The 11,938-nt window shown below is 63.5% G+C and carries 8 protein-coding genes; 5 read left to right on the top strand and 3 right to left on the bottom strand.

What is annotated here, in order from left to right; genetic code table 11:
• Positions 1 to 64: 64 nt before the first annotated feature.
• From bioA to LT988_RS23520, 3 genes are all read right to left on the bottom strand, one after another.
• Entirely contained in the window at positions 65 to 1,363 is a 1,299-nt protein-coding gene (gene bioA / locus LT988_RS23530) for an adenosylmethionine--8-amino-7-oxononanoate transaminase (protein WP_232407942.1), read from the bottom strand.
• Between the two features lie 309 nt (positions 1,364 to 1,672).
• Positions 1,673 to 3,106, bottom strand: coding sequence for a GTPase/DUF3482 domain-containing protein (locus LT988_RS23525; RefSeq protein WP_232407941.1), 1,434 nt, complete (start codon positions 3,104 to 3,106; stop codon positions 1,673 to 1,675).
• Positions 3,106 to 5,613 carry a DUF2868 domain-containing protein gene (locus LT988_RS23520; RefSeq protein ID WP_232407940.1) on the bottom strand — a complete coding sequence of 836 codons (2,508 nt, stop codon included), beginning with the start codon at positions 5,611 to 5,613 and terminating at the stop codon, positions 3,106 to 3,108. Before LT988_RS23520 ends, LT988_RS23525 begins: the two co-directional genes overlap by 1 nt.
• Before the next feature lie 388 nt (positions 5,614 to 6,001).
• On the opposite strand from LT988_RS23520, the gene LT988_RS23515 reads away from it, so the two are divergent.
• From LT988_RS23515 to LT988_RS23495, 5 genes are all read left to right on the top strand, one after another.
• Complete coding sequence (locus LT988_RS23515) at positions 6,002 to 6,409, top strand: hypothetical protein (protein WP_232407939.1); 408 nt, start codon at positions 6,002 to 6,004, stop codon at positions 6,407 to 6,409.
• Between the two features lie 147 nt (positions 6,410 to 6,556).
• Positions 6,557 to 8,635 (top strand): glycogen debranching protein GlgX, encoded by a 2,079-nt coding sequence (glgX, locus tag LT988_RS23510; RefSeq protein WP_232407938.1) that lies wholly within the window; start codon positions 6,557 to 6,559, stop codon positions 8,633 to 8,635.
• 228 nt (positions 8,636 to 8,863) lie between these two features.
• Positions 8,864 to 9,880, top strand: coding sequence for a phosphogluconate dehydrogenase (NAD(+)-dependent, decarboxylating) (gene gnd / locus LT988_RS23505; protein WP_232407937.1), 1,017 nt, complete (start codon positions 8,864 to 8,866; stop codon positions 9,878 to 9,880).
• 161 nt (positions 9,881 to 10,041) lie between these two features.
• The gene (gene zwf, locus LT988_RS23500; RefSeq protein WP_408648089.1) at positions 10,042 to 11,532 is read left to right on the top strand and encodes a glucose-6-phosphate dehydrogenase; all 1,491 of its coding nucleotides are present in this window, start codon (positions 10,042 to 10,044) and stop codon (positions 11,530 to 11,532) included.
• Positions 11,519 to 11,716, top strand: a complete 198-nt coding sequence (locus tag LT988_RS23495) for a CPXCG motif-containing cysteine-rich protein (protein WP_232407935.1) — start codon at positions 11,519 to 11,521, stop codon at positions 11,714 to 11,716. Before zwf ends, LT988_RS23495 begins: the two co-directional genes overlap by 14 nt.
• The last annotated feature ends 222 nt before the right edge of the window (positions 11,717 to 11,938 follow it).

The raw sequence follows: 11,938 nt of genomic DNA, 5'->3' as shown, positions 1-11,938 counted from the left end.
GGTGGGGGCGTTCGGGCGGCAACGCAGACCCAACCACCAGTCCTCCGTCCGTGTGCCCTATCGCTTATTCGGATGATTCCGCAGCCATCTCGCCGAGGACGGACACAACCGAGGTGCAGAGCGTCGCAAGCTCCGCATCGTCGATGATGTAGGGCGGCATCAGATAAACGAGTCGGCCGAAAGGGCGCACCCAGACCCCGCGCGCGACGAAGCGCTGCTGGATGTCGCGCATTGAGACGGGCGCAGACATCTCGACCACACCGATCGCAGCGAGCACGCGCACCTCGGCTACACCCGCAAGGTCCCGGCAGCCCGCCAGCCCGGCAGCTAGACCACGCTCGATTCGAGCGATGTTCGCTCGCCAGTCCGACGCAAGCAGGAGATGGATGCTCGCGTTGGCGATCGCGCAGGCGAGCGGGTTGCCCATGAAGGTCGGGCCGTGCATGAAGACGCCGGGGTTGCCCGAAGAGATGGTATGGGCGACCCGATCGGTCGCGAGCGTCGCCGCCAGCGTCAAATAGCCGCCCGTGAGGGCCTTGCCGAGGGTCATGATATCGGGGGCGATTCCGGCATGCTCGCAGGCGAAGAGTGCACCGGTTCGCCCGAAACCGGTCGCGATCTCGTCGGCGATCAGGAGCACCTCGAAGCGATCGCAGAGCCGGCGAACCTCCCTGAGATAATCTGCGCCATAGAAGCGCATGCCCCCGGCACCCTGCACGATCGGCTCAAGAATCACCGCGGCCAACTCCGCGTGATGCCGTTCGATCAAGTCCGCAAACTCGGCGATCTGCTCGGGCCGACAGGGCTCGCCGAAGCGGCACGCGGGCGCCGGAGCAAAGACCTGTTCGGGCAACACGCGATTGAAGAGATGGTGCATCCCGGTCACGGGATCGCAGACCGACATGGCCCCTTGGGTATCTCCGTGATACCCCGAACGGATCGTCATGAGCCGGTGCCGCTCGGGTCGTCCGGCGGCCTGCTGGTATTGGATGGCCATCTTGATGGCGACCTCCACCGAGACCGATCCCGAGTCGCAAAGAAAGACGTGCTGCAGCGGCTCAGGGGTCAGCGTCACCAGCGTGTCGATCAGGCGCACCGCCGGCTCGTGGGTCAGCCCGCCGAACATCATGTGCGACATGGCGTCGAGCTGATCGCGCGCGGCCTGATTCAGAACCGGATGGTTGTAGCCGTGGATCGCACACCACCAGGAGGACATGCCGTCGATCAACTCGCGGCCGTCCATAAGCCGGATCCGGCAACCCGAAGCCGAGCGCACCGCATAGACCGGATCGCGATCGATGGTGGAAGTGTAGGGATGCCAGGCGTGAGCCCGGTCGATCCCGATCAGCTGGTCCTCTCTCATCCTAAACCGTGTGCGGAGCGACCTGCGTTATTCTCATGTTGTATCGGCCTCAAGGATCTTTCCGACCTTTGTCGTGACGCGGTTTAGAAACGGTTCAGAAACAACTTAGCCATTCCGGTTCTTTCTCCCCCTCTCCCCAACCCCTCCTCTCCCGCGAGGGGAGATGGGCTAAGATGGATCAGTTGTTATTAAACGGTTACTTAGAATTTAATTTTTTAATACTTTAAACCGCGCCAGCTCAAAACAGTTGTCGGAGCTGACGCGGCCAAGCCAGCCCAACAAACGATGCGGATCGCACCGGGCGCGGTTTTAAAGATCCGCACGACTGTCGATCTCGCTCACCGCCAGTCCGTACAGGATATCTCTGATAATGGCGCGACATTCCTCCTCGCGCTCGGATTTGCCCTTTTTCGCGGCGTTGAAGAACCGCGCCAGATCGCGCTGCTGCGCGGCGGGCAGCTCCTCCGTGAACCCGGTCCGACGGATCTCCTTCTCGGGGACCTTGTCCGCCGCGTCTTCTTCCGCGGCCTGACGACCGTGTGACCAGTTCATGGCACGCGCGCTGTAGAGCACGATGCGATCCAGAAGGACGAAGGGGAAGCGCGGATTTTGAACCGGTCCGACCGTGAAACGCTGTGTCCCCGACGCACGCTCGATGTTCAGCTTGGCCAGTGCCTTGCTTCCCACGAACCCCAGGACGCCGCCCGTTGCCGCACCGATCAGCGCGCCGGCTCCGAAGGTATGCCCAGCCGTCGAGAGGTCGATGGTCGCGCCCGAGGCCGCACCCGCAGCCATGCCGACGAGTGCAAGCTGGCGTTTGGAGAGGCCGAGCGCCTGATTTACGTCCTCCGAGAGCAAATCCTTCCCGAGGATGGAATCCGGGGGCATGTGCCAGACGTGGTGGCGAAAATTCGCGCGGATTTGCTCCTGGGCCTTGGTCTCGAGCTGGCGCAGCCCGTCTTCAAACGCCCTGATCACCTCCTCCTTGACGCGTTCGCGGCCGCTCTCGAACACCAGTTTGCTCTCCTTCACGGTCTTGGACACCTTGAAGGTGAGTGCCTCCTTAAGCAGATCCAGGATGGTGGTCACGGCCTGATCGGTGCGCCGGTTCCAGTCATGCTCGAAGGCTTGGATGGCCTCTTCGACGAGCGGCTCCCAGCGCTGGTCGATGCTCTTGAGCGCCTGCAGCAACCGGATGCGCTCGCCGTAGGTGGCGCGATGGGCGTTGAAATCGCGCACCGAATTGAACGCCTTGCAGAGCGCATCGCGCCATTGCGTCATGTATCGCGTGTTGTTGGTGAGGTTGTTCAGGATCGCCATGCGCGGTCGTGCCGTCAGGCGCAACAGCTCGATTTCGACCCGATCCTTTTCCTTGATGCGCTTGGAGCCGTCGACCACCAGAATGATGGCGGCGCCCTCGGCAACCGGCTCGAGGAGCTCGCAATCATGCGTAAAGAGAGGATCTGTTCGATGGGCGGCCACGAATGCCCGGGCCAGCTCGCGCTTGCCGCTCTGTGCCTGAAACCATTCCAGGATCGCGTTGGGATTCTGAAATCCCGGGGTATCGATAAACTCGATCACCGGTCGCCCGTCGATGACGACCGGGTAGACGTTCGATTCGGTCGTGGTACCCGCGCGTTTATCGATCTGAATCAGGTCGTTCTCGGTGAGGGTCGCAACCACGGATGACTTGCCGGCATTCGGGTGCCCCATGATCGCTAGTCTTGGAATCTTCCCGGACATCAGTCGTCTCCATCCTCGTGAGGCGGCGCAAGCATCTCTAGGCGCAGATAAGGGTCGGCCATCTGATCGATCTTGCGCTGCCAGTCCGTATAGTCGAATGGGCGCATCGGGGGCAGACGGTCATCGTCGGTCGGATCGCCGACCAAGGCGAGCAAGATCTGAGCGCGCGTCCCGGCCGCGGCGCGCAGCTCGCGCAGGAAGCGCAGGCTCTCCGTGATCGGGGGCTGAGAGCCATCCTCGATCACGACGACCCGCGGCGGCGGCGCCTGCCAGTCGCCACGTTCCAGGATACCGAGCGCCTCGTCGGTCATCGCGCTGCCGGCGCCGACGGTCGTCGTCGCCGCAACTTGCCATCCGGTGAGGTGCATGAGCATCTGCTCCAGACGCGGGCGGTCCTCGTCCTCGAGGATGTCATCGACGTCGACATGCAGCAGAAGCAAACAGGCATCGGGGGCAAAGCGGATGACGTGTGCCGGTGTCGACGTCGGCGGCGTCTGAGCGGCGGTCTCCAACGTCGGAGCGGGCTCGGGGGAAAGCTTCGGTGTCTCTGCGATCTGCGGCTGGGCCGAGGGTTGGGCAGGGGTCTCGGTCGGCGGCTTCTCGGGGCTCTTCGACTCCGATCCCCGCAAGCCGGCGGCCTGTGCCTTCGTCTTCTTCGTCTCGGCGCGCGAAGTCGCAGGGATTGCGGGTGCTGCAGGCCGCTCTTCGAGTCGGCCTTCCGTCTCGGCAGGCCTTTCCTCAGCCGCCTCGGGCTTTGACTCGGTCTGTGGCTCGGACTCGGGCCGAGCAACCGGCCGCGGGGTCGCCGGAGGCAATGCCTCGCCGGCCGCCGCTCGATCACTGGCAGGTGTCGGCTCGGGGATGACGGGCGCAGCAGGCGCGGGCTTCGGCAGCGCCGTCGGCTCGGGTGCTGGTTTCGGCTCGCGCTCGCTCTGACGAACCGACGGCGGGGTCGCGGCGCGGTCGATCGTGCCGGATACGGGCACCTCGACGGCGCCCTCCGCGACAACCGCGGTTGTGTCCTCGGCTGCACGTGAGGGTGCCTCGGCCTCGCGCGGCTGCGCAGGTTGCTGCTCGGGCTCCCGGGCAGGAGCCGCCTTCGCAACCTCGACAGGCGGCAGAGCAACGGCCGGGGTGGCCGGTTTCGGCGCGGGAGGCGCGATCGGGGGCGGCGACGCCTCGCCTCCCGGCTCGACACGCCGAACCAGCGCGTTGCGCCAAGGACGCGCCGAGGTCGTCGGCGCTGCTTCGGCCAGGCCGCCCGCCCCGGAGGCGCGGGGCTTGCGCTGCGTCGACACGGCCGGAATCGGCATCTCGGTGCCCGCACGCCCACCGCTGGGTGTCGTCTCGATGCGAGGCGAGAGCATGCGGGCGTAGAGCGCCTGGGTTCGGCTGTGCGTGAAGGGCAAGCGCGCCAGAATCATGCGTTGGGCCAAAACGGACCCACTCCACAGCATCAATCTGGGCAGGAGCCCGTAGGTCGTGACGGCCAGGACCAGGAACGAGCCCCAGGAACGTAGATGCGCCGGATCCGGCTTGATGGTCGGGGTGGCGGTCGCCCAGTGCTCGAGGATGATGCGCGAGCCGGCCACCTGCTCCAGGCTCGGGTAACCGACGCCCTCGCCGAACAGCCAGCTCCAGGGAAGCGCAATCAAACGGGTCATGTCGAAGATCGTCTGGGGGTGGACGTTCAGGGTCGAGCCCCACCCGAAGGCCAGGTCGGTGAACCATTCCAGCAGCACGGTCGTCAGGATAACGCCGAGATTGAACGCGACCCCGAAGACCTGGGCCGGGATCAACAAGGGCAGATAGGAAACCGGACCATAGACCGCGTACTGCGCCTTGAAGAGGCCCTGCCGAGCGCGTGCCTGATCCTGAATCTCGGCCGCGGCATGACCGATCCGTTGGCGCTGAAGCCAGCTCGCGGCCTTGGCCACGAGCGGACGCACAATGTGCATGAGGAGTCCGGGAGCCGCACCGGCGCCTCGACCGCGCACCTTGCGCAGCGTCCAGGCCGTGGCGACCGAGACCACCAATAGAAACTGCACGATCACGAGCAGAAACAGATACCAGGAGACGCTCACCGGACGGGTTCCGTCGTAGCTGAGCAGCGCGGAGGCTACGCCGACCCCGGCGATGAATCCGACGACCGCGAGCAGCATGGTCACCAGGCGCTCTGCGCTCCCGAACGCCGCTCCCGGCAAGATTCCGCGCATCTCCGGGCGCTCCGCGTTACGGCGCGCCGCAAGCCACCGGCGCAGGCTAAAACGCCGATGCGTCGGGGTATGCGGCGGCTCATCTCCGATCTCGGGCGCAATCGCTTCGAGATAGAGGGAGCGGTCTCGCTCGGCAAGGGTCTTGCGCGCCGACGGATGTTCGCGCAGCTCGCGCTCGTCGGCCTCCAAGTAATATTCGAAGTCGATCAGATCGGCGACTGCCCAATCGCGCGCTTCATCGGGCGCGGCATGGACCTTGCCCGAATCGTTCGGATGATGTCTGAAATCCATAGGGATGCGTCAAGACTCCTCGGTGCTGGTCCCCCGGTGCTGTTCAGGCACCCTTCGATGATCGTGTCAGAGGCTCTGCTTGGAGCCTTCGGCAGACGCAACGAGCATGATCCAGGGCTCGGATGCGACCCTTTGACGATTCTTATCGATCAGGTCGACTCGGGTTGATCACAACCGTGCCCGACCCTCTCTTGAAATATCCCACAGTCCGGCTTTCAATTCACGTTCACGACACCGACACGCGAGCATACACCCTCGGCGCTGCCGATCGGCGCGGATGTCGTGGAAGCCGCGAGCTCGCAGGGGTATCCGTCCGATGCCCTCTATCCGATAGGGACCCGTTGAACCGGACACTCGCCAACCGTGCAATCGGGTCCCCGGACATGTCATGATCGTCGCTCTCGGTGATTCATCGGAGCATGCCATGGCGCGCGATTCGAGTCCTGTCCTGCCGTCCCTCGCGGTCCTTGCCGCAGCGCTCGTCGCCGGCGTCGCATTTCTATATATGGTCAAGCTGATGCATGACATGTCCGCGAGCGTCGCGCTGATGGCGCGCGAGATGTCATCCATGTCGGCAGACATGGGCCGGATGCGTCAAGACATGACCTCGCTCGCTCGAGACGTCTCCGGCATGCGCGAGCAGGTCGCCACCTTGCCCGCCATCGCCGACGATATGGGGCGGATGCGCATCGCCATGGAGCGCCTCTCGGGCATCGTCGGCGGCGGCGACCAGATTCCGGCGGTCAACCCGATGGGTGTGATTCAGCAGATGATCCCCGGCAGCGATCGGCGTTAAACCGCGCCCGGTGCGATATGCGATGTTTTTGGATGGGATCGGCCCCGGCAGACTTGACGGGCACTGGAGCCGGCGCGGTTTAAGTGCCGATCGGTATCTTTAAAGATCCGGCGGACGTCCCGATGGCCCCACGTCAGGAGAACGCGGATGGCGAAAACGAGATACTCGGTTCAACCCGGCGACTGGGACAATGCCGGCGCCAGAGCAACGGACAACGGGGTGAACTTCTGCATCTTCTCGCGCTACGCGGAAGACATCGAGCTGTTGCTGTTCGAATCGCCAGCCAGTCCCGAGCCCTACGAGATCATCGCCCTGGATCCGCAGGTGAATCGAACCTTCTTCTTCTGGCACATCTTCGTAGAGGGTCTGGGCGAGGGAGTCTTCTACAACTGGCGCATCCACGGGGCCTGCAACACCCGCGAGATCGGGTGTCGGATCGACGGCGAGAAGGCACTCCTCGACCCCTGGGCCGTTACCATCGACGACCGTCTGTGGAACCGCGAGATCGCCTGCCGCCCCGGCGACAATGTCGCCACCGCGATCCGCGCGCAGGTGGTGCGCGACAATTATGATTGGGAGGGCGACGCGCCCCTGCACATCCCGCTCAACGCCGCGGTCATCTACGAGATGCACGCCGGCGGCTTTACGCGCCATCCATCGTCGGGGGTCGCGCATCCCGGCACCTTCGGCGCCGTGATCGAAAAGATCCCCTATCTTCGGGATCTGGGGATCACGCATGTCGAGCTGATGCCGATCATGGCCTTCGATCCCCAAGACGTCCCGCCGAAAACCGCGGCCATGGGCTTGGAGAACTATTGGGGCTACAGCAGCCATAGTTTCTTCGCGCCGCATCCCGGCTTCGCGCTCGATCCGTCGCGCGCTCGCGACGAGTTTCGCGATCTGGTCAAGGCACTGCACCGTGCGGGCATCGGTGTCATCCTGGATGTTGTCTTCAACCACACGGCCGAGGGCGGCGCAGACGGACCGACGATCAGCTTCAAAGGGATTGGCAACGAGGTCTTTTACCATCTGGATTTCTCCGATCGGCGTATCTACCGCGACTACACCGGCTGCGGCAACACGGTGAACTGCAACCATCCGATCGTCACGCGCTTTCTCATCGATGCCTTGCTCTACTGGGTTCGGCAGATGCATGTGGACGGCTTCCGCTTCGATCTGGCCAGCGCCCTGGCACGCGGCGAGGACGGCAATCCTCAGTATCACGCGCCGATCCTGTGGGCAACCGAGCTTTCACCCGCACTCGGTCGTTCCCACATCATCGCGGAGGCATGGGACGCGGCCGGGCTATACCAGGTCGGCGACTTCCCCGGCTTTCGGTGGGCGGAGTGGAACGGGCGCTATCGCGACCTGATGCGTAGCTTCGTGAAAGGCGATTCCGGCCTGATCGCCGAGGTCGCGACACGAATGACCGGCTCGAGCGACATGTATCAGAGCCGTGGACGGCTGCCGAGCAACTCCATCAACTTTGTCACCTGCCACGACGGCTTTACCCTCTGGGACCTGGTCAGCTACAACCACAAGCACAACGAGGCCAACGGCGAAGACAACCGCGATGGCCACAACGATAATCGGAGCTGGAACTGCGGTGTCGAAGGTCCGACGGACGATCCCGCGATCCTCGCCTTGCGTCGACGCCAGGCTCGCAACTTCATCGCGATTCTGATGCTGAGCCAGGGCGTTCCCATGTTGCGTTGCGGCGACGAGGTACTGCAGAGCAAGCAGGGCAACAACAACACCTATTGCCAGAACAACACCATCTCCTGGTTCGATTGGACCCTGCTCGAGGACAACTGCGGAATGCACGGCTTCGTCAGGGGTATGATCGCCTTTCGTCAACGCCATCCGACCCTGCATCGCAGTCGTTTCTTGACCGGCGAGCCCGCCAACGGACAGACGTTGCCGGACATCACGTGGCACGGGGTGGAGCTTGATTCTCCGGAATGGGACGACCCCGCGGCTCAATCCTTGGCCTTCACGCTCGCCGGGATCACCGCCGACGAACCTCCTTTGCACGTCATGCTCAACATGGGGAAGGTGCCGTTGCAGTTCGCAGTCCCGAAGATCCCGGGATGGTCCTGGCAAGTGGCAATCGACACCGACCGCGAACCCTCGATCCTGGATCGTTACGATCCGAGCCTGTCACCCGGATTGCATATCAGGGTTGCACAGCGCAGCCTGATGGTGCTCGAAGGACGTGCCGCTTAAACCGCGTCCAGAGCGAGATGCTCACCTTCGAGTAAGCGCGACGTTTGCTGCATCAACGATCCTTAGCAGAGACGCGGTTTAAAATAATATATTTTTTAATCTCTTAAACCGCGCCGACTCCAGCTGTCGTCGAGTCTGCCGGAAGCCGATCCCATCCGAAAACATCGCAGACCGCGCCTAGCGCGGTTTAATCTCCGGACCTCCAGCCGCCAATAGGGGACTCTTCACATGCAACTCGCAATGATCGGGCTCGGTAGAATGGGCGCCAACATGGTGCTCCGACTCATGCGCGCCGGACATCGGTGTGTCGTCTACGATCGGGATCCCGCCGCGGTCGCCGCGCTGGTCGCCGAAGGCGCAATCGGTGCGCAGGACATGGCCGATCTCTGTGCCAAGCTCGAAGCACCGCGCAATGTTTGGATCATGGTCCCGGCGGCCGTCGTGGACCGAGTCATCGACGACCTGATCCCGCATCTCGCCGCCGGCGACACCATCATCGACGGCGGCAACTCGAACTACCGCGACGACATCGCCCACGCGAAGCGCCTCGCACCGAAGGGGATCCACTTCGTCGACTGCGGGACCAGCGGAGGCGTCTGGGGTCTGGAGCGGGGCTATTGCCTGATGATCGGCGGGGAGGACGAGGCGGTCGAGCGGCTCGATCCCGTCTTCGCCGCCCTTTCGCCCGGCCCGGGGGAGATCGAACGCACGGCGGGTCGGAGCGGCGACTTCAGTCGATCCGAGCAAGGCTATCTGCACTGCGGTCCCAGCGGTGCCGGTCACTTCGTGAAAATGGTCCACAACGGCATCGAGTATGCCCTGATGGCCGCCTATGCGGAGGGATTCAACATCCTCAAGCACGCCGGTGTCGGGCTGAACGAGCACACGGTGGATGCCGAGACCGCGCCGCTGGCCAATCCCGAGCACTATCAGTATCGCATCGACGTCGGCGAGGTCGCCGAGGTCTGGCGTCGGGGCAGCGTGGTCGCCTCTTGGCTCTTGGACCTAACGGCCACGGCGCTGCGCGCAGACCCGCAGCTCGAAGGGTTCGGCGGTCGGGTCTCGGACTCGGGCGAGGGCCGCTGGACCTGCCTCGCGGCGATCGAGACCGGAACACCTGCCCCGCTGCTCACGACAGCGCTCTTCGAGCGCTTCAGCTCGCGTGGCGAGGCGGATTTCGCCAATCAGATCCTCTCGGCGATGCGCTACCAGTTCGGCGGTCATCACGAGAAGCCCAAAAGTTAAACCGCGTCCCTGCATGGGGCTGTGGATGCACCAAACGTCGAGCTCGCTCGAAAACGAGCATCTCGCTCTGGACGCGGTTTAACTTGAAGAAGAAAAGGAGAGATCAATTGCCCACGCAGCGCTTGACCGCCGAAACCACACCGCCCGCTCCGCCGAACGCCATGATCATCTTCGGTGCGGCGGGCGATCTGACCAAGCGCAAACTCATCCCGGCGCTTTTTCATCTCTGCCACGGAAACCTGCTTCCCGACACCTTCGCGGTCGTCGGGTTGGACCGCATCGAGATGGACGACGAGACCTTTCAGTCGATGATGGGCGAGGAGGTGAAGCGACACGTCGGAAGCGCCTGGGATGCAGAGACTTGGGCGCGCTTGTGCGATCGGCTTCACTACATGTCCGGCAACATCACGGAGGAGGCGACCTATGTCGCGCTCTGCGAGCGCCTGTCCGGGATCGACGCCGAGCGCGGAACAGACGGAAACTATCTCTTCTATCTCGCTGTTCCGCCTTCGCTCTTCGGCGACATCACACGCCTGCTCGGTGCCGTCGGCCTGACCGCCGAGAGCGAGAACGACTGGCGTCGCGTGATCATCGAAAAGCCCTTCGGTAACGACCTGGACAGCGCCAAGGCGCTCAACCGGATGCTTCACGAGACACTGGACGAAGACCAGATCTACCGGATCGACCACTATCTGGGCAAGGAGACAGTCCAGAACATCATGGTCTTTCGGTTTTCGAACGGCTTCATCGAGCCGCTCTGGAATCGTCAACACATCGATCATGTCCAGATCACGGTGGCGGAATCCGTCGGCGTGGAGCATCGCGGCCCTTACTACGATAACGCCGGCGCCTTGCGCGACATGATCCCGAACCACCTCCTGGTTCTGCTCGGATTCCTCGGCATGGAGCCGCCGAATTCCTTCGACTCCCAAGCCGTGCGCGACGAGATCAACAAGGTCCTCGACGCCGTGCATCCGTTGACGCCCGAGCAGGTCCTCACCAACGCGGTGCGAGGGCAATACGGCGAGGGCGTCATGCCGGACGGCGAGAAGGTACCCGCTTACCGCTCGTCTCCCGGGGTCGACCCCAATTCGCGCACCGAGACCTTTGCTGCGCTCAAGCTGACGATGGACAACTGGCGCTGGGCCGGGGTGCCCTTTTATCTGCGCACCGGCAAACGCTTGACCTCCCAATACACGGAGGTCGTCATCCAATTCAGGCGGGCGCCCAAGATCATGTTCAAGGACGCCGACACAGCCCAGATGAACCCGGACATGCTGGTGCTGCGCATCCAGCCGAACGAAGGCATCCAGATGAGCTTCGGCGCCAAGATCCCGGGACCGCGGATGCGTGTGGGAACGGTCAATATGGATTTCTGCTATGCCGACTACTTCGGCAATGCCCCGGCAACGGGTTACGAGACACTCATCTACGATTGCATGAACGGCGACGCCACCCTTTTCAAACACGCCGACACGGTCGAGAAAGGCTGGGAAATCGTCGAGTCGGTTCAGGATGTCTGGTCGGCCATGCCCGCCCGCGACTTCCCCAACTATGCCGCCGGCACCTGGGGTCCGGCCGCGGCGGGCGATCTGCTCAAGAACGACGGACGCCTCTGGCGGCGGATTACGACCCCCGATGAACCCACTTGAGACGCGTGATGCGCATTGCCCCTGGTGCGACGCTCCGATCGAGATCACGATCGACGTCAGCGCCGTTCCACAAACCTACATCGAAGACTGCCAGGTCTGCTGCGCCCCGATCGTCGTCCAAGTCGCCATGGATCCGGACCTCGAAGACGATCTCCTCATCGCCCTGGAGCGCGACGGCGATTGACGCCTGATCGCGCAGGACAGGAACTGTATCGAGACCCTTCGAGATCGTTGTCGTTGTCGGATCGATCGTCGATGACGACAACGAACGGTCTCGACAGGTCTTGCATCCGGAGCCCGCCTCGGGTGAAATTCGCGCCCGAACGGCGTTCGAGACCCGGCGGACGCTCGACCGCGCGAAGATCCGATGAGCCGAGTTTGTCCCGAAACAGGACACGGCGTTTGC

Origin of the sequence: Thiocapsa bogorovii, from assembly GCF_021228795.1 — a bacterium.
GTDB lineage: Bacteria > Pseudomonadota > Gammaproteobacteria > Chromatiales > Chromatiaceae > Thiocapsa > Thiocapsa bogorovii.
Note: the sequence above shows the minus strand (reverse complement) of the source record. Positions and strands in the feature narration are given on the sequence as shown.

Coding starts and splice junctions, on each gene's coding strand:
- LT988_RS23515 (WP_232407939.1), top strand. CDS start 6,002: ATGATCGTCGCTCTCGGTGATTCATCGGAGCATGCCATGGCGCGCGAT.
- glgX (WP_232407938.1), top strand. CDS start 6,557: ATGGCGAAAACGAGATACTCGGTTCAACCCGGCGACTGGGACAATGCC.
- bioA (WP_232407942.1), bottom strand. CDS start 1,363: ATGAGAGAGGACCAGCTGATCGGGATCGACCGGGCTCACGCCTGGCAT.
- LT988_RS23525 (WP_232407941.1), bottom strand. CDS start 3,106: ATGTCCGGGAAGATTCCAAGACTAGCGATCATGGGGCACCCGAATGCC.
- gnd (WP_232407937.1), top strand. CDS start 8,864: ATGCAACTCGCAATGATCGGGCTCGGTAGAATGGGCGCCAACATGGTG.
- LT988_RS23495 (WP_232407935.1), top strand. CDS start 11,519: ATGAACCCACTTGAGACGCGTGATGCGCATTGCCCCTGGTGCGACGCT.
- zwf (WP_408648089.1), top strand. CDS start 10,042: ATGATCATCTTCGGTGCGGCGGGCGATCTGACCAAGCGCAAACTCATC.
- LT988_RS23520 (WP_232407940.1), bottom strand. CDS start 5,613: ATGGATTTCAGACATCATCCGAACGATTCGGGCAAGGTCCATGCCGCG.